Genomic DNA, 19,590 nt, shown 5'->3' with positions numbered 1-19,590 from the left:
GGTAATGAATCTTCAATTTCGTTCCCTCCTTTTATGTGCGGCGTGTTTTATCGCTACAGTGGGCAAGGGGAATGCCGATGATATTTCCCCAGCCGACTGGCCGCAGCATGGGCGTACGGCGGCAGAACAACGCTATAGCCCGCTCTCGCAAATCAATACAGAGAACGTAAAGCGGTTGGGCCTTGCCTGGTATGAAGATTTTGACACTTTGCGAGGGCAGGAGGGAACGCCGCTCATTATTGATGGCGTTATGTATCTAACGACCAACTGGAGCAAGGTCGAGGCATTGAACGCGGCTACCGGCGAACTGTTGTGGCGTTATGATCCCCGCGTGCCGGGCAACGTTGCCGTCCGGGGATGCTGCGATACCGTCAATCGTGGGGCGGCTTACTGGAAAGGTAAGGTTTTTGTCGGCACATTTGACGGTCGTCTTATCGCACTGAATGCGAAAAGTGGCCAACTTGAATGGAGCGTGGACACAATTCCGCATGACGCGTCATTGGGGAAAATTCGTTCCTATACGGTGGATGGCGCGCCCCGCGTAGCAAAAGGAACGGTCATTATCGGTAATGGAGGCGCCGAATTTGGCGCTCGTGGTTTTGTCTCGGGTTTTGATGCCGAGACAGGAAAACTGAAATGGCGTTTTTTTACCGTGCCTGCGCCTGATAATCGTCCAGACGGGGCCGCGTCGGATGAGGTTTTGCAGAAGAAGGCGTATCGAACCTGGAGTCCTACGGGGGGGTGGACGGAATCAGGGGGAGGCGGAACAGTATGGGATTCGATAGTCTATGATCCTGAAACGGACCTTTTGTTTCTGGGGGTAGGAAATGGATCTCCATGGAACTATCAGGTTCGTTCAAAGGGGATAGGTAGTAACCTGTTTCTTGGCAGCATTGTTGCTATCAGGCCTGAAACAGGTGAATATGTATGGCACTTTCAAGAAACCCCAATGGACCAATGGGATTTCACGGCGTCACAACCGATCATGGTGCTGGACCTGATGTTAAATGGTCGTAAGCGGCATGTTCTGGCTCAGGCCCCAAAAAATGGTTTTTTCTATCTTCTTGATGCTCAAACAGGTGAATTTATCTCGGGCCACCCCTATACAGATGTGAACTGGTGCTATGGATTGGACCCCAAAACGGGTCGTCCGCAGATGGTGCCTGAGGCCTTATGGTCTCTGACAGGTGAGACGTGGCTTGGCGTACCCGGTTCTCTGGGCGGTCACAACTGGGCCCCTATGGCTTACAGCCCTCAAACGGGATATGTTTATATTCCTGCACAGCAATTACCCGAGCCATTCAAATCCGAAAAAGGGTTTAAAATGGGGCGGATGGGCGTTAATCTCGGTATAGACATGGCCGGTCTGCCTGATGATCCGAAGGTGCTTGAAGAAGTCGGTAAAGGGGTTAAAGGCTGGCTGGAAGCATGGGACCCTGTGGCGGGGAAAGTGGCATTTCGGGTGCCACATACCACTCCCTGGAACGGTGGTGTGCTGGCAACTGGTGGTTCGCTTGTTTTCCAGGGGCTCGCAACGGGTGGTTTTGAAGCCTACGATGCTCGGAACGGACAGGCGCTTTACAATTTTGACGCCCATACAGGTATTGTTGCACCCCCTGTTACCTACGAGGTGAACGGTCGACAATATGTGGCGGTGGAAGTCGGGTGGGGCGGGGTGTTTCCTCTTATGGGGGGCGCTCTGGCACGATTGCACAATACAACCACAAATCATTCTCGGATGCTCGTATTTGCGTTGGACGGTAAAGCTGCTTTACCTGCAGAAATCCGGGACCAGCAGATACCTTTGAAATCTCGACAGTCTTTTGATCCTGATAAGGCCCAGAAAGGCTATGCTGTTTATCAGCGCTACTGTCTTGCATGTCACGGTGATAATGCTGTTGGGGGCGGCGTTCTGCCCGATCTACGTTGGTCTGGAGCACTGGAAGATAGTACAGCTTTTTACAGCGTGGTTGGTAACGGTGCTTTGACAAACTACGGCATGGTCGGGTTCGGAAAAGAGATATCTCACAAAGGCATAGAGCAAATAAGACAGTTCCTGATCTCACGTTCAGTTTCCTCTTTCAGTCATGAAGCAGGCACTACTAAAGATAAATAATTCCGAATCGAAACGATTATACTGGACATATCACTTTCATATTCACATAATATTTTTGTTCAGGGGGAGGTGGCCAGCAGCGTCAGATAGATGCAGCCCAGAACGTGCCGCACTATAACGTTGCTATACCGAACTAAAAACCTGACTGGAAATGCGCAATGAGTCCGGGAAATCAGGGAAGATAGATATGCGGATGAATCAGGTACGCATGCAGGCCAAGAGAGGAGTGCAGAGCCGAATTATGGCTTTTGGCAATCTCACTCTGTGGTCAGGCTGCTCAGCACTAGCGCTATCGCTGGTTATGGACAGTACAGCTTTTGCCGCTACGTCTACGGAGCAGGCAAAAAAAACCAATGAGGCACGATCTGTCACCAAGCAGGCTCCCTCAAAAGCAAAAGGGCGGTCGCGGAAACTGTCTCATAGTACGGGATTGGAAGAGGTGACAGTCAATGCGCGTCGTCGTTCCGAGCGTATTGAGCGTACACCAATCTCGATGACAACAATGTCAGGTAAGCAATTTACGGAACGTGGTATCACTTCGGTCGATAAAATTCAGAATTTTGCGCCTAATATCTCGTTTGGTAATGTTGCTTCCAACTCTGGCGTTGCGAATGCCGCCGCCGTCTTTATCCGCGGGATCGGTCAGACAGATTTCTCGTTTGGTGTCGATCCTGGCGTTGGCATGTATGTTGACGGTGTATATGTCGGCAGCCCGGTGGGTGCAGTGCTGAACATGGTCGATATTTCCAATGTTTCTGTGTTGCGTGGCCCCCAGGGTACTTTGTTTGGTCGGAATACCATTGGTGGCGCTGTATCGGTTTCTTCTCTTACACCGAATGAACGTTTGTCTGGTATGGCAGATGTGAAATATGGGACTGCAAAACGTATTAACGCCCGAGCCTTTATCAATACGCCAATCGCCAAAAATCTGTATGCAAATTTTTCGGTCGGCAGTTTCATGCAGGATGGGTATGTGCATGCTCCCTATCAGAAAAATCAGCGGGAGTTAGGGAATCAGGATACGCGCGTGTTCAAGGGGGCACTCCGCTGGCACCCGGTGGAAAAACTTGACATTGTTCTTCGAGGTGACTGGACGCGCGATCGCAGTAATGGTGCTCCTTTTGTGACAACGGGTGTCAATCCCAGTTCCACCGGCAGTATGATCGCGCTTAATAACAGTCTTGCTGGAGGTACATTGACAAACTGTACAGCCGCATCCTGTTATAATTCTCGATATTACAGCAAGAACACCAATTACGGAACTGGAAATGACTTTTCTAATCTGACAAGCTGGTCGACGTCTGCTACTATTGATTACAAGCTTTCAGATTATCTCGATTTCAAGTCAATTACGGCTTATCGTAAGAGCCTTGGTAAGTTTGCTCAAGATCGAGATGCCTCGCCAATTGGCATCAACTATGTTTATGACGATTATGTTGGTAAGCAGTTTTCTGAAGAATTCCAGGTCAATGGAAAGGCACTGAAAAATCGGTTGCATTATTCTGCTGGGTTTTATTATTTCAACCAGTCTGGTGCAGACGTTAACCCGACACAGTTCTATATTCTTCACTTGAATAGTGGTGGCTTTTTTAAAGATATTAACTACGCCGGTTATGCTCAGGCGACCTATGCAGTCACTAAAAAACTTCATGTGACGGCAGGCGTTCGTTATACCGAAGACAATAAGACGTTCTCGCCTGATCAGTATTATACCTGGACGATCGGTGCCCCTATTATTTCCATTCCTCCTGGCACGCGGATTGTTCCATATAAAAACTACCACAATAACAATGCCCGTTGGACACCGATGGTGAACGTGTCCTATCAGATCAATGAAGAACTGATGGCTTACGCTACTTTCTCTCAGGGCTTTAAAGGTGGTGGCTTTACGCAACGTTTGACTAATATTACCAATGCCCCTCCCTCATTTCGTCCTGAAACAGTGACGTCTTTTGAAGGGGGACTGAAATTCTATGGGCTAAACCGCAAATTGCGTGTCAGTGCCTCAGGATTCTATACTTTCTATGATGACGTGCAGTTGCTGGTGGCGGATGAGACTAACATCGGTCCCTATTATACCAATGCTGGCACGGCTCATATTCCTGGCTTTGAACTGGAAGCCCAGTACGCGATCGGTAATGGATGGAGCATCTATGGCTCTCTGGGCATGACAGACGCGCACTATACCAAGCTCAGGGCATCTGTGCAGGGATTGTCTTTGGATAGTCGCTTTGTGCTTGTGTCAAAATGGACCGCCAATTTGGGTATGGCGAAGAGAATAGACCTGGGTGAATACGGTTCATTGACACCGCGTGTTGATGCAACGTACCGCTCGAAATACAACGCAAATCTCAATGCAATCATGTACCCGACGCTCATCCAGCCAAAATACATCACCGTAGCCCTTAGCGCTCGGTGGATGAGCGCTAATGAGCGATATAACTTTATGGTTGGATTGGATAACGCGACAAACGAAAAATTTATGGCTTGGGGTAGCTATTCAGGCAGCTTCGGCAACTACCAGAAATCGTTTGATCGTGGCCGGCAGTGGTACTTTCAGGGTGGGGTGTCTTTCTGAGGACTTTATCTGAAATAAAAAACCACCCCATAATAGTTGAAAAGGAAACCAATATGGGGTAGCTTTGATCTTGTCGAGCTAGCTGGGGAGTCTGCCTTGAACAGGCTTCGGAGTTGGTTGGGTGAGGGTGTTGATCGAAACGACGGGGGCACATGCGTGCCCTCGCAAATCGGCGGGTAAAATGAACATGCTGAAAGAAAACCCTTCTGCCGCAGATCTGTTTTCTTCGGGAGGGTTTCTGGAGGAACTTCTTGTCACGATTCGAAATCGTGCCTTGGAATTCAGATCGCTACGGCGTATTCCCGATGATATTATTGTCGGTTTTCAAAAGGCTGGAGTCTACAGAGCTCTGGTGTGTCGGCGGTTTGGGGGGATGGAAGTGTCCCCCATGATGTTTCTGGAGTTGATTGAAAAAATCGCTCATGCCGATGCTTCTGCCGGATGGGTGGCAAGTTTCGGTGTATCCGCCACTTACCTTGCGGCGCTCCCTATACCTACGCTGGAACAAATCTATCGGGACGGACCGGATGTGGTATTCGCTGGGGCGATCTTTCCGCCGCAAAAAGCCAAGGTAAGTGCCGATGGTTTTCTGGTAAGTGGTCGTTGGCCCTATGCTAGCGGATGCCCCGGCGCGTCTCTTATCGGTGTTGGTATTGCTGTGGACGGCGAGAGCGGTGGACTGCCACGTACTGCCGTAATGCCGGCTTCAGCAGTGCATATAGATCCAACCTGGAATACAATTGGTCTTGCTGGTACCGGCAGCCATGATGTTGTTGTGGAAGATGTATTCGTGCCGGAAGACTGGACATTCATCCGGGGTGGCAAGCCGAATATCGAAGCACCGATTTATGATTATCCTTCACTTGGGTTGGCAGCTCAGGTCCTCACTGTGGTGGGATTGGGTTGCGCCTCGCGCGCTTTGGATGAAGTGCGGGAAATGGCGGAGCGAAGACGCTCTATTACGGGAGCCCCGACTATGGCTGATAGGCCGTATGTGCAGGCTGTGGTGGGTGAGGCCGAAGCAAAACTGGCTTCTGCTCGCGCATTTTTTTACGATACAACAGTGCGTACATGGTCTCTTCTGACTCAAGGAGATGTCGTTTCCGAGGAAGATGCCAATCGGGTTCGTTTGGCTGCGACGCATGTTGCGCAGGAAGCCTTTGAGGTTGCCCGTATGTGCTTCACCCTTGGCGGTATTGCTGCGGTGCAGACGGACCACATTCTCGGGCGCTGTTTTCAGGATTGTGCCGTGGTAGCACAGCACGCCTTTATGGCGCGTGGAAATTATGAAGCTGCAGGCCGTGTATCTCTCGGCCGTGGGGGGCGCCCCGGTTACCCGTGAGAGCGCACATTCTTGAGTCTTACGCTCTGAATTGAATACTGGATTGAGGAGACGACATATGCAGGATCTTCCAGACCCTAGAAGTCTCGTGAATACGGACTATGCTGACGGGTCAATTTACAGCAACCCCGAGTTGTACGACATGGAAATGGACCGTATTTTCATGCATAACTGGATTTGGGTTGCGCATCGTAGTGACTTGCCTGAGCCGGGTAATTTCATCACGACCTTTGTTGGGCCGCATCCCGTTATTGTTTCGCGGGACCGCAAGGGGGATGTGCATGTGATGCTCAACCGCTGCCGCCATCGCGGTGCAACAGTATGCGAACGCAAAAGTGGTACTGGTGCAAGTTTTGTCTGCCCTTATCATGGGTGGGCGTACGGTCTTGATGGTGCGTTGCGGGGTGTGCCTTACCAGGAAGGATATTCCGGACAACTGGACAAGAAGAAATATCCGCTCGTATCATTGCGTGTCGAAGAATATAACGGGCTGATCTTCGCGACATTTGATAAAAGCATCATGTCTCTGGATGCGTGGCTGGGACGCGCCAAGCCGTGGATCGATCTGTTTATGAAGCAGGGTGCTGGTTGGCCAGTCAAGACGATGGGTGAACACAAATTCACCTTTCCGGGGAACTGGAAGATTCAGCTTGAAAATACGACAGATGCTTATCACTTCCCGATAGTTCATAAATCATTTCTGGATTCCGTGGACGAGGAAACACAGAATACGTTCGATTTTGTCGGTGGTAAGGGGTTTGTGGAAGATCTCGGTCATGGTCATTCTGTGATGGTGATGATCCCGGAACTTGTGGATCTGGACGAAAATCTTGATGCCGCTATTCCCGAAAGGTTCCTTGAACTGGCGGAAGAGTTGTCAAAGGATTACCCGCCGGAGAAAGTGCGTCAGATTGTTCGGGCGGTTGGTGGTACAGGCTTTAACCTCAACCTGTTTCCAAACTTAGCCTGCTCCATGGCGTTTTTCCGCGTGTTGCGCCCGTTGAGTGTGAACGAGACGGAAATTCGTCATATTGCGATTGGTATGGATGGCGGTCCGGAAAGTGCGAACGAAGCCCGTTTGCGTTTGCACGAGCATTTTCAGGGGCCGATGGGTTTTGGAACGCCTGACGATGCAGAGGCGTGGGATCGTGTGCAGCGTGGCTCTCTGGCCGGGCGTGACATTGCCATTCTTCTCAATCGTGGTTTGGGGCATGAAGCGAAACGTGAGGATGGCAATCTGTTCAGCGATGTGAGTGCGGAGACCGGCATGCGGGCTGCGTACCGGCAGTGGCTTGCGGCAATGACGGATGAGATGGCAGCGGCGGAGGCGGGCGTATGACAATCACGCTGAACGAAGCGATCGAACTGATTACGCTTGAAGCTGATATGCTCGATCACAGTGAATTCCGTGAGTGGTTAAAACTGTACACGGCAGATAGCCTCTACGCGGTGCCAATAGATCCCGACGCGAAAGTGGAAGACCTCGGGAAAATACTCAATTATGCCTATGATAATGCAGAAATGCGTGAGAAGCGCGTTGAACGTCTTCTTGGTGGCCGGTCCATTTCCGCGGCGCCACCTGCCCGAACAGTCCGGCTGTTGTCCCGTTATCGCATGCTGGAAGCCGGGACGGAAAGCTGCACACTGCGCTGTGCCCAGCTTCTGACAGAATTGCGGCAGGGTAGAGAGCGCTATTATGCAGCGGATGTCACGTTTCGTTTAAAAAGAACGGAAGATGGCCTCCGGATTAACCAGAAAATTGTACGGTTGCTAACCTCGACCGAAGCTCTGACTGCTGTGAGTTACATTCTGTGAAGCCGGTTGCGCTTGTTACAGGTGGTGGCAAAGGGCTAGGGGCTGCCATTGCCGGACATCTCGTCACGGAAGGCTATCGCGTTGTGGTCGGTGACATTGATCTTGTAGCAGCCCAGGCGACAGCAGAGACGCTTGGAGAGGCAGCTTGTGCCGTGCAGGTGGATGTGTCTAGCGAAGTCTCTGTTGAGGGCATGCTGGATGCTGCGGAACAGGTATTTGGGCTGCCCTGGCTGCTCGTCAACAATGCTGCCGTTATGAAGGCAGAGAAGGTTCTCGATATCGAGATTGAGACGTTCGACACTGTTCTGGCAGTGAATCTGCGTGGGACTTTTCTTGGGTGCCAGCGTTTTGCACGCCGTCTCAGGGCGAAGGAAGCCGGGGGGCGTATTGTCAATATCGGGTCCTTGGCAGGTGAAAACGGGGGCACGGCGACGGGAGCGCATTATGCGGCCTCCAAGGGCGGCGTGCATACGTTGACCAAGGTTTTCGCGCGGGATCTGGCTCCACATGGCATTACGGTTAATGCCGTGGCACCAGGGCCGCTTGATCTGCCATCGGTCGCCGAGACGATTGGTGCAGAAAATGCGGCGCGCGTGATGGCCAATCTGCCTACCGGGCAGGCGGGAAATCCGCTGACGGTGGCCCGCATGGTTGCAGAACTGGCGCGTGCCGATGCGGGCTCCATTACCGGTTCCATCATCGATATCAACAGTGGGTTGTACATGCGATGAAAGCAAACGCCGAAACTGCAGATACGATTGACGTCAGAGTGGCTGCTGCGGAGCGTCTTGGCGAGGTGCTGTCCTTCGATCTTGTGCCACTGCAGGGTGTTTTACCATCATGGGAAGCGGGTGCGCACGTGGACCTGTTACTGGGTGATGGCTTGATCCGGCAGTATTCACTGTGCGGTGATCCGGGCGACTGCTCCTGCTATCGTCTGGCCGTTCTCCGTGATCCGGCATCCCGTGGAGGGTCTCGAGCGGTACATGATCTTGTCCGAGTGGGTGAGGTCATGAAAATTGGCGTACCGCGCAATCTTTTTCCGCTGGATAAGAAAGCAGAACATTCGGTTCTGATTGGCGGCGGCATTGGCGTTACCCCGCTGATTGCCATGGCCTACGAACTGTATGACAAGGGACAGTCTTTTACGCTGCACTACGTGGCGCGTGACCCGGTCTTTACGGCGCTCCTGCAACAGGCTCCTTTTGCGCAGGCCGTGAAGGTGCATGATCGCGGGCGCCCAGACGCGCCACGTTTCGATCCGGCCAGTGTGCTGGCTGGGTGTTTGAAGCCGACGACGCGTGTTTATACCTGCGGTCCCCTCGGGTTGATGGACGCTGTTTTTGAAGCCGGTCTTACTGTTGGCTATATGGAAAATCAGCTTCATCGGGAAACTTTTTCGGCCCAGCCTGTTGCTGGTGGAAACGCTTTTGAAGTTCTGGCAGCAAAATCTGGCGTGCGGGTTCATGTAGGGCCAGATGACACTATTGCCGGGGCGCTGGGTAAAGCGGGTGTGAAAGTCACATTGAGCTGCGAGCAGGGTATTTGCGGCACCTGCGTGGTCAATGTGCTGGAAGGCGAGCCGGACCATCGTGACGAGTATCTGACTGAGGACGAACAGACAGACCAGATTGCCCTCTGCTGTTCACGGTCCCATTCCCCTTTGCTGGTGGTTGATATCTGATGGTGGAGGCCCCGAAAATCTGTGTTGCAGGGATTGGGGCGCTTGGTGGCACATTTGCTGCCATGTTGGCCCATAGCGGTGCCAACGTGTCTGTTGTGGCGCGCGGTGCAACATTACAGGCTATTCGGGCGCGAGGGCTGGAGTTGCAGGGGCCTGCAGGCACATTTTGCACCCCTGTTGCGGCGGCAGAGCGGGCACCGGATACCCGGCAGGATCTGCTGGTGCTGGCAGTCAAGGCGCATCAGCTTGCAACACTGGTGCCCCTTGTAAAGGCAACTGTGGACGCAGGAACACCTGTTCTTCCCATCGTTAATGGCATTCCATGGTGGATGACAGTGGATGGTCCCTTTGAGTCCGCCCATGAAACGGTCGATCCAGGAAGTGTGCTGACGGCTGCTTTTCCCGCCGCGCAGGTGATCGGGTGTGTAGCCTATGCTTTTGCCTCAATGCCCTTGCCTGCTGTTGTCAGGTCGGACCGTCAGCCGAAGCTTGTGCTGGGGCGCGCTGCACAGCAGAGTGGAGTGGATACGGGTCTGGCACAGATTGGAAACATTCTGTCCACCGCGGGTATTGCCGTGGAACTGAGTACGGATATCCGGCAGCCCATATGGACGAAACTGGCCTTCAATCTGGCGACCAATCCACTATCCGTGCTGTGTGAGGCTACGCTGGAAAAAATGGGAACGGTGGAAGACAGCCGGGCCGTTATCTCTGATGTGCTCGCGGAAGTACGTGCCGTTGGCGCAGCTTGCGGCCTTACTGGTTTGCCGCCTACCTCTGCGCTTTTGGATGTCATTGCAAGTGCTGGCCCACACGAGACGTCCATGTTGCAGGATTTTCGTGCTGGCCGTCTGCTGGAACTGGATGCGATGGGGGAGGCGGTAACAAGACTTGCTGGGGCGTATGGGGTGCCCACACCGACAATCAACACGCTTGTCAGGCTAACGCGGTTTAAGGCCGCGCAATGCCGATAGGGAGACATTCGCATATGACAACGGATACACAGAAAGAAGAGTGGCAGCTTCGGGTCCGGCTGGCCGAGTGCTATCACCTTATCAGTTATTTCGGCTGGACCGAGATGATTTTCAACCATATTTCTCTTCGCCTGCCGGGTGAGCCGCGTCGGTATCTCGTTAATGCGTTCGGCCTGAATTACGACGAGATCTCACCAGAGAACTTGCTGGTTGTGAATGCAGATGGCCAGCTTGTGGGCGACACGGAAGGCAAGCCCAACCCCGCGGGCTTCGCGCTTCACGGTGCTATTCATTCCGCGCGGGATGACATTCATTGCATCATCCACACGCATACCAGCGAAGTCAGCGCGGTAGCCATGAAGCAGGCCGGTTTCAGTTACGACAATTTTTACGGTGCGCAGTTGTTTGGCAGGGTCGGGTACCACGCGTTTGAAGGTATCACCCTGTATGAAGAAGAGCGTCCACGCATGTTGGAAAGCCTTGGCGACAAGCATGTGCTAGTTTTGCGCAACCATGGTGTGGCGGTTGGAGAAAGCGATGTTGCTCGTGCTTTCTTTCTCCTCTGGACCGTGCAGCGTGCAGCAGAAATACAGTGTCATGCCGGCATGCTTCCTGGGCCTGACGTCCCGCTTTCCGACACCATCCGCGCATCGTGTGCCAAGGATGCAGCCTGGGTTCTGTCCAGCACGTCTGCTGCCGACAAGATGTTCGATGCAGCCGTGCGGAAGATGCGCAAGGACGTGGGCCCCTTATGGCATGGAGACAATGCATGACATCCTTGACGTCCGATCAGTTTCGACGCGCAATGTCTCATTTCGCTACCGGTGTGGCCGTCGTGACGGCGCGGGGAGAGGAAGGCGAGCAGGGCGCGACGATCAGTGCGCTGAGTTCCGTCTCTCTTGACCCGCTTATGCTTCTCATCTGCCTGAACCGTAGAAGTTCCACCTGCCGGGCCATTGAGCATAGTGGGCGCTTTGGTGTGAGTATTCTCCGGCAATCACAGGAAGCCGTTGCCATGCATTTTGCGGGTCCTGCCAAGGACAAGCAGTTTGATGATTATTGCGTACGCCAAGAGGACGGATTGTTCTTCGTGTGTGATGCGCTCGTGCAGATTGGTGTCGAGGTGGTCGAAACCCTGCGTGGTGGCACACATGAGATCTTTCTCGCACGTCCTGTACATGTTGCAATGAATTCTGACAGCGAAGTAGGCCCCTTGCTGTATTATCGGGGTGCCTTCGATCTAGCATCCTGACGTGCGCTGCATAGCCGAAAGGTAAAACAATGAGCGAGACACGGGCCACCATGGCCTCGAAAATCCTGAATGGTATCGAGAAATATGAACCACAGTTAAAAGCTTTTACAAGTTATGATCCCGTACGCATACGGCAGGATGCTGATATGGCCTCTCCGGGACCTCTTCTTGGAATGAGTGTCGGGGTCAAGGATATCATCGACACCGTTCATTATCCCACCAGTCATGGGTCGCCGATCTATGCAGGATATCACTCGCTGTCTGATGCGGCGTGTGTCACGCAGCTCAAGACGGCGGGTGCAGTCTGTGTTGGCAAGACCGTGACGACGGAGTTTGCCTTCTTTTCGCCGGGACCAACGGTTAATCCTTACGACGTGACGCGTACGCCCGGAGGGTCCTCCAGCGGGTCTGCGGCGGCAGTGGCGGTTGGTATGGTTGACATCGGCCTGGCGTCTCAGACGGCAGCCTCGCTCACACGGCCGGCTTCCTACTGTGGTATTGTGGGCTTCAAGCCCAGCTATGGCCGCTATGCTGCCGCGGGCATCAAGAGCCTCGCTCCATCCTTCGATACGCTCGGCACGATGACGCGCGATGTCGCTACGGCGGCTCTGGCAGATGGTGTTCTTAAGGGGCCAACGGCTGTACCAAGCACTTTCAAGCCCCGACGGCCTTCCAGTATCGGGATATGCCGAACCCCACATTGGGATGCAGCCGAAGAGGCCACACAAAAAGCTATTGAAAAGGCCGCCGCACTTTTTAGCAAAGAAGTTCAGGTCACCTATATTGATCTGGAGGATTTTGCCGAAGCAGCAGATTTGCACATCACGATCATGAGTTATGAAGCGGCGCAAGCGCTCGGTTGGGAATATGCGGACCGTCGGCCACTGCTAAGCTCCCAGATAGTCGGCTTGCTGGAAGCCGGAAAGCAGATTGACTACGCAACATATCGTGCCGCTCTTGCCAGGGCCGAGGAACTTCGTTGTCGTATGGCAGATATTTTCGCCAATTATGATGTACTTGTTGCACCGGCAGCACCGGGCGAGGCGCCTTTGGCGGAAAGTGGTACAGGTAGCCCGCTTTTTAGCCGGTTGTGGACGCTATTGCGCCTGCCGACCGTAACGCTACCGGGGTTAACCAGTTCAAGCGGTCTTCCGGTTGGTGTGCAGCTTCTGTCCGCATATGGGACGGATGAAGATTTGCTGAATTGGGCCGGTTGGGCAGAGACGATCCTTCCGCCGCGCCCTCTTCCTTCGATGTGCACATGATAATAGGCCAGCGTGCGCCAGGATATGCGGAGATTGGGACATCATGACAGACGAGATTCTTGCCCGTCGCATTGATGCGTTGAGCCAACGTATCGAGCAACTGGAGGCAGAAGCGGATATTCGCCGTATCCAGGCACGTTACATGTTCCTGTGTGATACGCCTTGCCCGGAAGCAGGGGTGACGAATGATGCGGAACGTATCGATTGTATTATGGATCTCTATACTGAAGATGCAATCTGGGAAGGTGTTGGCGAATACTATACCAACCAGTTCGGGCGTTGCATCGGTAAGGCCGCGATCCGGGCCCATTTCGAGGGATTCTGGAGCCAGAAACGGGACCCGGCTCTGCTGTTGAATGTCCATTACCTTACCTCTGAGCAGATTCACGTGAAGGGCGACACGGCGGACGGACAGTGGGTGCATTGTCAGCCCTGGATCTTCAAGGATGGCTCTTCACTGTTGCGGTCTAGCCGCCTTAACAATCTTTTCCGTAAGGAAGACGGTGTGTGGAAAATTTCCCGCACGCGCACAGAAAATGTGTTTATCGCACCACTGACTGCGGGCTGGGCTGAAAGCGTGCCGACACGTTCGGTTCTTATGGAGCCCTGAGTTTAGGGTAAAGAAAAGGAAAAGATGACGTGGAAAACATGATAAATAACGTAACATACGAGATTATTGAGCTACATCGGTTGTTACAGGCTTGGTTTCGTGGCGAGAATGAAGAGCCGCTTTCATGCCTGCTTGCGCATTTTGCACCAGGCTACATGATGGTAGGCGCCGCTGGACGTGTGATAACGCTGGAAGGTTTTGAAAAGGCGCTTCCTTCCCTCAAAGGATCACGTCCCGGTTTGATCATGGAAATTTTTGATGTGAAAATCTGTCAGACTTTTGATGGAGGGATTCTGGCCTTCTATCGCGAAGTGCAGACACAGGGCGAAGCGCGGACGGAACGCTGGTCAACAGTGCTATTTGTCGAGAATGCTGCCAAGACACAGCTTCTTTGGAAGCATCTGCAGGAAACATTCCTGTCCTGATTATAATAGATCATACTGCTGGCAGGGAAAGAGACTGCTCTGTCAGCCATATCCTACCCTATACGCGGCCCGAGCCAATTCTTTCCGTGTTGTGGCAATGAAGGCAGCGCCGACAAGGGCAGCTCCCGTGGTGACCACTGCCAGCGAGGAGGTGATACCGTTGGCAGCGGTAAAGACATGATCGTCGAGATATCCGATCAGCATTGAGCCTCCCGATAGACCGATCAGGGCATTGCAAAACAGCAACACGGCTGAAAACTGGGCGCGCATGGTTTTGGGCACGGTTTGTTGCACCACAAGAGCCGACGGTGGCATGGGAAAGGATGCGAAGAAAAATGCAAAAGCCAGCAGTATTACGCAAATAACGGTGTTACCCACATACAAAGACGGAAGAAAGAAAAGAGGCACGGCAAGAGCACCGCAAATCCCTACCCGAGCAGCTGCGTCTGTATTTCCTCGCATAAAAAGCGCGTCGATGAGGCGTCCGCTGGTGTAGGCGCCCCCGCAGCCGCAGAGAATTGCGATGATGCCCATGACAACGCCAACGGTTTCCCGAGAAAAATGTCGGTCACGCATCAGAAGGGCGGGTGTCCAACTCATGAGAGAGAACAGGATGATGGCGGTGGCGGAGTAGCCCAGAAAGTGCAGTGTGAAAAATCGCCAGCGAGACAGGAAATACTGGCAACTTGCGGCTACTCCGCTCCGGGTTATTGCGACGAACCGGGGGCCGGGTTCCTTTATGCAGCAGATAATGAGCAACGCGAGTGGCAGGCCGGGCAGACCGACTATCATGAAACAGAGCTTCCATGTGGCGACGCCATGCCATGCTCCGTTTTCGTGAAGAAGGGCGATCAACATGCCTCCACAAAGGAAAGCAAGCCCCGAACCAATAAATGACCCCAGAGAAAATAAAGCTAGTGTGCGACCAAGACGTTCGGAGGGTACAATATCGGCAAGAAAAGAATAGACGGCAGGAACCAGCGTGGCCTCTCCAATGCCCACGAACATACGGGAAAGGAAAAGCTGCCAGAAATTCTGAGAAAAACCACAGCCTATTGTTGCCATACTCCAAATGATGATGCCTGCTACAATGATGGGAGGACGCGGGACGCGGTCGCTCAGCGAGGCAATGGGAAGCCCAAGAATGGAATAGAGCAGCGCGAACGCCAGCCCGTTCAGAAGAGCGAACTGGAAATCTGACAAACCGAGATCGGCTTTAACAGGACCAATCAGGAGTGCCAGTATCTGCCTGTCCACAAAAGACAGGACATAGGCGAATGCGAACAACCCGGTAGTCCACCGCACAGAAGCCTGTTTCATGAGAAAGCCTTGTTTGTACCGAATACGAAACAATATACTATTCAAATGAAAATTCTACAATAAAAAGAAACCGACGGGCTATGATGCGGAATTCAGACGTTTGAATGGACGATAGATATGGCGATGCCAGCCGTGCAACGTGTCATGGCCTGATCCGGTGGTGGAGTCCTCCTTCCGCAAATAAGCTGATATCTTGTGCAGGAGTTCATTGGGCTGATGCAATTCACAAACTTCGCCCTCCATTTTACGGATATTCCTCCAATCAAGGAGTTCACTCATAACAGGAGTATTGGCTTGTTTCTGTAACCGGGGGCATTGTAATAGCGTGTCAGGATGAATATCCAGCTTCGGGACAACCATCGTTACCGTAGCACAGAGTGCCGCATGGTTCTGATTTTCTCCCAGAACCATGCGGCCGCACGCTCACGCACTTCAAACGGAAAGGGCTTCCATTTGTTACTTATGAATGCCTCTTACTTCACGGGTGTTTCTATCTACAGAAAACCTTGGGCAGTTTATTTTTTCAGCCTCTTTATTTAAATTTTGTTCTGATTGTAGCGCATAATCCGCCCGTGGCGACCGGTCCGGTCATTTTCCAGTTCATAGCAATCCCCCGGTACTGACGGGGTATCACCGATAATTTGTCGAATACGCTTGTGATCTTCTTCCGAAAGAGAGAAGGAAAAAATGCTTTCGTTGCGTTTGAGGTAGCGTGTGGAGGTGGCTCCCACAATGGAACCTGCAACACGAGGTTGTTCGATAACCCAGCGCACGGCGACCTCACCAATACCAACACCATATTGTTTGCCGATACCCTGCAACAGTTTCAGTAAAGACTGGAATTTCTCCCATCCACCAAAATCATCAATAATGAGCTTGTATTTTATCTGAGATCGATTCGCCATCTCTCCTGCCGGTTCGGGTTTTCCAAGCCATTCTTCTGAAATGAAACCTCCAGCTAACTGGCCATAGGTGAGAATATACATATTGTGAGCAGCGCAATATTCGACCATCTTGCGTTCAGGGCGCCGGTCTAGCAGGGAATATTGCACTTGGTTGGTTACAAACGGAATGTTGGCGTCAACCAGCTGTGTCAATTGTGGCACAGAAAAATTTGTTATGCCAAGACGTGCAATTTTGCCTTCCTTCATCAGGTCATGCAAAATCTGTGCAGTTTCAATCGCACCAGGAATTTTCCAATCCCACCAGAAAAACTGTACCAGATCCAGGTAGTCGACCTTAAGGCGTGTTAGCGACCGATCAATAATGCCGGTAATATACTGTCGGGTGATTGTCGGAAGGATATCAAGGTCTGGCACAAACTTTGTCTGAACCTGCGTTTTTTTGGCGAGTTCAGGGTAAGTCTGTCTAAACTGGCCTATCATCTCCTCCACGCCTGTATAATGGTCGGCGCAGTCAAAAGTCGTAATGCCTGCTTCGACAAATTCCTTCATGTCGGCAACAGCCTGCTTTACATCCACCTTGCCGTGGCCACCGGCAAGATGCCATCCTCCCTTCATGATGCGGGAGATGCTATAGGATCCATCAATATAAAAACGGTCAATAGGCATTGTCATTAATCCAAAGTAGAGAATGATTGGGAAACGGCAGTTGTGTCATCATGGCGAAACTTCCTCAGACCTGTGCGGGTAATACGGAAGCGCGTCGGGCAGTTAGGGTCAGTGCAGGCAATATCCGTGTCGGTAAACATCCAGTCATTTTTGTCTACTTGGCGTTGCTTTGCGGGCAGCAAAGGCAAGAGGGCTGCAAGATTGTAGAGGCTGAAGGGCATATCCTCACGGAAATGCAGCAGCTCTCCTTTGACTTCAAAGTAATCACCAACCTTGGCGTTGCACCAGATCTTGCTACCTTCCGGGGCAATGACTTCTACCTTGAGGTCGTAAAGAAAGAACGTGCCCTCCTCAAAATCGCTCGTATTGCTCTCCGATATCATGTCACCTCGCAGATTATAAAAAATAGTGTTTATTCATCAAAGGGCGGCCTCATAATGAAGCCGGGACGTTGACATTCCTCATGGTGCCGATCTGCGTATTGGCCCAGACCCGGTCAATCAGGGCGACAAACTGAAGAAGGTTATTCTCGTTCAAGGCCGCGAGATTGATCCGTCCATTATCAGCCATGTAAATGCTATATTCGTTTCGCAACAGCATAATAATTGTAGGCGGAAGTGGCAACATGCAGAACATCCCTCGGCCTGTGGCAATGGTTTGCACATTGCATGGCCCGATCTGCTTGTGGGCAGCTAGTTGCGTGCGCACGGTATGGAGGTGTGCCTGCATGCTTTCAACCTCATTTTCCCATTGCTGGCGCAGGACAGGAGTTGTCAGAATGTGTCCAACCGTAAGGGCACCGTGTGCAGGCGGCATGGAATAATTAGTCCTTGCGATTGCGGCCAATTGACTTTGCAGCGCCTGTGGCTGGACATTGCTCTGTCCTGCTACAAGAAGTGCGCCTACCCGGTCCCGGTAAAGGCCAAAATTCTTGCTGCAGGAATAGCACACCAGAGTCACATCGGTCTGTTCGACTAAAGTGTGCAGGCGCGTCAGATCGCTTGCAAGGTCCTGCCCTAGGCCATGATAGGCTATATCCACTAATGGCAGGAGGCCAGCCTTTACAATCTGTACCGTTATCTCATCCCATTCTGCTTTGCTCCAGTCATCGCCCGTAGGGTTATGGCAGATTGGCTGAAGCAAAATGATGTCACCCCGGCGCGCTTTATGGGTCAGGACATCCATAAGGGCAGCAAAGTTCCGCCCACCAGTCGGCAGGCTACGCGCATATGTCTGAACATTGAGGTCACATTGCCTCATAACTGCAACATGATTGCTCCATGTGGGCGTCCCGATCCAAATGACACTCTCTGGGAAATTGTCTGACAAGAACCGTCCGGCCAGTGAAAGTGCCCCCGTTCCTCCAAGCGTCTGTACGGTTGCCAGCCTGTTGCAGGTCACGTCGTGCGGCGACAGGATAAGGTCCGCTATCGCGTTGCAAAATGTCGGCACGCCTTCGGTCGACAGATAGGATTTGGTTATCTCGTTCTGCACAAGAGAGCTTTCTGCAGATTTAACACTTTTGAAGATGGGGGTTTGTCCGCTGCGATCTTTGTACACCCCAATTGTAAGATCCAGTTTTCCTATACGATGATCCCGTTCCGCCTGCTGAGCAACGGACAGAAGCGGATCCGGCGACAAAAAAGGTAAATCATCCAAAAAGGACATGGTCGCACTTCCAGCAGTAAAAAACATTAAGGCAATAGTATCAGCCCGAAGACGTGCAATTTTTTTGCATTATTTGTTGGAAAAGACGTTTTTTTGCATGAATCATTCACAAAGGTAGAAAATTCATTTGGATTATACATATCGTGCGCACAGAAAGGACGATGAAAGCTCTTCAGACGCAAAGAAATGCGACGTCCAACACCACGAGGGCGATTTGGTAATGCGATTCTGATCCGTTCAGGTCGACAATGGAGCGCACTTCCTGACGACTTTATGCAAAAATTTTGCAAATTTGACGCAAAAAGCACCAAATTTGCATGGTTTCCGCAAATTTTCATAAACAGACAATTTATATTATGAAATCGAAATATAATATGTTTTACATAAGAAACGGTTTTGAGGTGTAGTCTGGAAAATATTCCACGAGGGTCCAGAGTAATGCGTGATGCAACAATCGACAGCTTCGATAGAGCCATCCTTTCGACATTGCAAAACAAGGGCGATATCAGCCTGAACGACCTGAGCAATCTTGTTAATCTTTCCAGCTCGCAGTGTTCACGCCGTTTGCAACGTCTTAAGGATGAAGGATATATTGACCGAGTGGTTGCCATACTCAGCCCGGCAAAGCTCAATTTGAATGTTTCATCATTTGTTGTTGTAAAGCTTTACTCACATTCTCCCGAAATAGAAAAACGGTTCTGTGACCATATCAGCCGCCTGAATGAAGTTGTGTCCTGTCACTATATAACAGGATCGTCCGATTTTATATTGTTGGTATATTCACACGATCTGCAGTCTTACCGAGAATTTATTGCGCACAGACTGCTTTCCTTGTCGGATATAACATCGATTACATCTCATATAATTCTGGGAAACGTAAAAAACGTTACGACGCTTCCTCTGGATTACACATGAACAGACACGTCCACAGCACGTAGCTTGAGAATACTCCTCCCTTACTTGTCATAAC

18 protein-coding genes are annotated in these 19,590 nt (G+C 51.8%); 14 read left to right on the top strand and 4 right to left on the bottom strand.

Going from position 1 to position 19,590, the window contains the following annotated elements:
- The first annotated feature begins 4 nt into the window (after window positions 1-4).
- From ASN_RS05760 to ASN_RS05700, 13 genes are all read left to right on the top strand, one after another.
- Entirely contained in the window at window positions 5-2,116 is a 2,112-nt protein-coding gene (locus tag ASN_RS05760) for a PQQ-dependent dehydrogenase, methanol/ethanol family (RefSeq protein ID WP_231948401.1), read from the top strand.
- Window positions 2,117-2,309: 193 nt separating this feature from the next.
- Window positions 2,310-4,694: a TonB-dependent receptor gene (locus ASN_RS05755; RefSeq protein ID WP_231948400.1), complete on the top strand. Its 2,385-nt coding sequence runs from the start codon at window positions 2,310-2,312 to the stop codon at window positions 4,692-4,694.
- Window positions 4,695-5,082: 388 nt separating this feature from the next.
- Window positions 5,083-6,036: an acyl-CoA dehydrogenase family protein gene (locus tag ASN_RS05750; RefSeq protein ID WP_227004888.1), complete on the top strand. Its 954-nt coding sequence runs from the start codon at window positions 5,083-5,085 to the stop codon at window positions 6,034-6,036.
- Window positions 6,037-6,094: 58 nt separating this feature from the next.
- Window positions 6,095-7,375 (top strand): aromatic ring-hydroxylating oxygenase subunit alpha, encoded by a 1,281-nt coding sequence (locus ASN_RS05745; RefSeq protein WP_058987485.1) that lies wholly within the window; start codon window positions 6,095-6,097, stop codon window positions 7,373-7,375.
- The gene (locus ASN_RS05740; RefSeq protein WP_058987484.1) at window positions 7,372-7,851 is read left to right on the top strand and encodes an aromatic-ring-hydroxylating dioxygenase subunit beta; all 480 of its coding nucleotides are present in this window, start codon (window positions 7,372-7,374) and stop codon (window positions 7,849-7,851) included. Before ASN_RS05745 ends, ASN_RS05740 begins: the two co-directional genes overlap by 4 nt.
- Entirely contained in the window at window positions 7,848-8,582 is a 735-nt protein-coding gene (locus tag ASN_RS05735) for an SDR family NAD(P)-dependent oxidoreductase (protein WP_058987483.1), read from the top strand. The genes ASN_RS05740 and ASN_RS05735 overlap by 4 nt, the downstream gene beginning before the upstream one ends.
- Window positions 8,579-9,535: a PDR/VanB family oxidoreductase gene (locus ASN_RS05730; protein WP_058987482.1), complete on the top strand. Its 957-nt coding sequence runs from the start codon at window positions 8,579-8,581 to the stop codon at window positions 9,533-9,535. Before ASN_RS05735 ends, ASN_RS05730 begins: the two co-directional genes overlap by 4 nt.
- Complete coding sequence (locus tag ASN_RS05725) at window positions 9,535-10,509, top strand: ketopantoate reductase family protein (protein WP_058987481.1); 975 nt, start codon at window positions 9,535-9,537, stop codon at window positions 10,507-10,509. Before ASN_RS05730 ends, ASN_RS05725 begins: the two co-directional genes overlap by 1 nt.
- A gap of 14 nt (window positions 10,510-10,523) precedes the next feature.
- On the top strand, window positions 10,524-11,282 hold the full coding sequence (locus ASN_RS05720) for a class II aldolase/adducin family protein (protein ID WP_045541310.1): 759 nt from the start codon (window positions 10,524-10,526) through the stop codon (window positions 11,280-11,282).
- Window positions 11,279-11,761: a flavin reductase family protein gene (locus ASN_RS05715; RefSeq protein WP_058987480.1), complete on the top strand. Its 483-nt coding sequence runs from the start codon at window positions 11,279-11,281 to the stop codon at window positions 11,759-11,761. Before ASN_RS05720 ends, ASN_RS05715 begins: the two co-directional genes overlap by 4 nt.
- Before the next feature lie 29 nt (window positions 11,762-11,790).
- Window positions 11,791-13,026: an amidase gene (locus ASN_RS05710; protein WP_058987479.1), complete on the top strand. Its 1,236-nt coding sequence runs from the start codon at window positions 11,791-11,793 to the stop codon at window positions 13,024-13,026.
- Between the two features lie 43 nt (window positions 13,027-13,069).
- Window positions 13,070-13,636, top strand: a complete 567-nt coding sequence (locus tag ASN_RS05705) for a nuclear transport factor 2 family protein (protein ID WP_058987478.1) — start codon at window positions 13,070-13,072, stop codon at window positions 13,634-13,636.
- Between the two features lie 38 nt (window positions 13,637-13,674).
- A complete protein-coding gene (locus ASN_RS05700; RefSeq protein WP_231948500.1) occupies window positions 13,675-14,061 on the top strand; it encodes a hypothetical protein in 387 nt (128 codons plus the stop codon).
- 42 nt (window positions 14,062-14,103) lie between these two features.
- On the opposite strand, the gene ASN_RS05695 is transcribed toward ASN_RS05700, so the two are convergent.
- The 4 genes from ASN_RS05695 to ASN_RS05680 all read right to left on the bottom strand — a co-directional run bounded on the left by ASN_RS05695 (window position 14,104) and on the right by ASN_RS05680 (window position 18,620).
- Window positions 14,104-15,381 (bottom strand): MFS transporter, encoded by a 1,278-nt coding sequence (locus ASN_RS05695; protein ID WP_058987476.1) that lies wholly within the window; start codon window positions 15,379-15,381, stop codon window positions 14,104-14,106.
- A gap of 536 nt (window positions 15,382-15,917) precedes the next feature.
- Window positions 15,918-16,952, bottom strand: a complete 1,035-nt coding sequence (locus ASN_RS05690; protein ID WP_058989152.1) for an aldo/keto reductase — start codon at window positions 16,950-16,952, stop codon at window positions 15,918-15,920.
- A 5-nt stretch (window positions 16,953-16,957) separates the two neighbouring features.
- On the bottom strand, window positions 16,958-17,335 hold the full coding sequence (locus ASN_RS05685; RefSeq protein ID WP_058987475.1) for a TIGR04076 family protein: 378 nt from the start codon (window positions 17,333-17,335) through the stop codon (window positions 16,958-16,960).
- A 49-nt stretch (window positions 17,336-17,384) separates the two neighbouring features.
- Window positions 17,385-18,620, bottom strand: a complete 1,236-nt coding sequence (locus tag ASN_RS05680) for an aromatic amino acid transaminase (RefSeq protein WP_058987474.1) — start codon at window positions 18,618-18,620, stop codon at window positions 17,385-17,387.
- 438 nt (window positions 18,621-19,058) lie between these two features.
- On the opposite strand from ASN_RS05680, the gene ASN_RS05675 reads away from it, so the two are divergent.
- The gene (locus tag ASN_RS05675) at window positions 19,059-19,535 is read left to right on the top strand and encodes an Lrp/AsnC family transcriptional regulator (RefSeq protein WP_006557332.1); all 477 of its coding nucleotides are present in this window, start codon (window positions 19,059-19,061) and stop codon (window positions 19,533-19,535) included.
- Window positions 19,536-19,590: the final 55 nt, after the last annotated feature.

Source organism: Acetobacter senegalensis, assembly GCF_001499615.1.
In the GTDB taxonomy this organism is placed as follows: domain Bacteria; phylum Pseudomonadota; class Alphaproteobacteria; order Acetobacterales; family Acetobacteraceae; genus Acetobacter; species Acetobacter senegalensis.
The sequence above is the reverse complement of the archived record's forward strand: the minus strand, read 5'-3'. Positions and strand labels throughout refer to the sequence as shown.

Coding starts and splice junctions, on each gene's coding strand:
- ASN_RS05755 (WP_231948400.1), top strand. CDS start 2,310: ATGAATCAGGTACGCATGCAGGCCAAGAGAGGAGTGCAGAGCCGAATT.
- ASN_RS05685 (WP_058987475.1), bottom strand. CDS start 17,335: ATGATATCGGAGAGCAATACGAGCGATTTTGAGGAGGGCACGTTCTTT.
- ASN_RS05745 (WP_058987485.1), top strand. CDS start 6,095: ATGCAGGATCTTCCAGACCCTAGAAGTCTCGTGAATACGGACTATGCT.
- ASN_RS05725 (WP_058987481.1), top strand. CDS start 9,535: ATGGTGGAGGCCCCGAAAATCTGTGTTGCAGGGATTGGGGCGCTTGGT.
- ASN_RS05710 (WP_058987479.1), top strand. CDS start 11,791: ATGAGCGAGACACGGGCCACCATGGCCTCGAAAATCCTGAATGGTATC.
- ASN_RS05695 (WP_058987476.1), bottom strand. CDS start 15,381: ATGAAACAGGCTTCTGTGCGGTGGACTACCGGGTTGTTCGCATTCGCC.
- ASN_RS05720 (WP_045541310.1), top strand. CDS start 10,524: ATGACAACGGATACACAGAAAGAAGAGTGGCAGCTTCGGGTCCGGCTG.
- ASN_RS05680 (WP_058987474.1), bottom strand. CDS start 18,620: ATGTCCTTTTTGGATGATTTACCTTTTTTGTCGCCGGATCCGCTTCTG.
- ASN_RS05750 (WP_227004888.1), top strand. CDS start 5,083: ATGATGTTTCTGGAGTTGATTGAAAAAATCGCTCATGCCGATGCTTCT.
- ASN_RS05700 (WP_231948500.1), top strand. CDS start 13,675: ATGATAAATAACGTAACATACGAGATTATTGAGCTACATCGGTTGTTA.
- ASN_RS05715 (WP_058987480.1), top strand. CDS start 11,279: ATGACATCCTTGACGTCCGATCAGTTTCGACGCGCAATGTCTCATTTC.
- ASN_RS05740 (WP_058987484.1), top strand. CDS start 7,372: ATGACAATCACGCTGAACGAAGCGATCGAACTGATTACGCTTGAAGCT.
- ASN_RS05705 (WP_058987478.1), top strand. CDS start 13,070: ATGACAGACGAGATTCTTGCCCGTCGCATTGATGCGTTGAGCCAACGT.
- ASN_RS05730 (WP_058987482.1), top strand. CDS start 8,579: ATGAAAGCAAACGCCGAAACTGCAGATACGATTGACGTCAGAGTGGCT.
- ASN_RS05690 (WP_058989152.1), bottom strand. CDS start 16,952: ATGCCTATTGACCGTTTTTATATTGATGGATCCTATAGCATCTCCCGC.
- ASN_RS05675 (WP_006557332.1), top strand. CDS start 19,059: ATGCGTGATGCAACAATCGACAGCTTCGATAGAGCCATCCTTTCGACA.
- ASN_RS05760 (WP_231948401.1), top strand. CDS start 5: ATGAATCTTCAATTTCGTTCCCTCCTTTTATGTGCGGCGTGTTTTATC.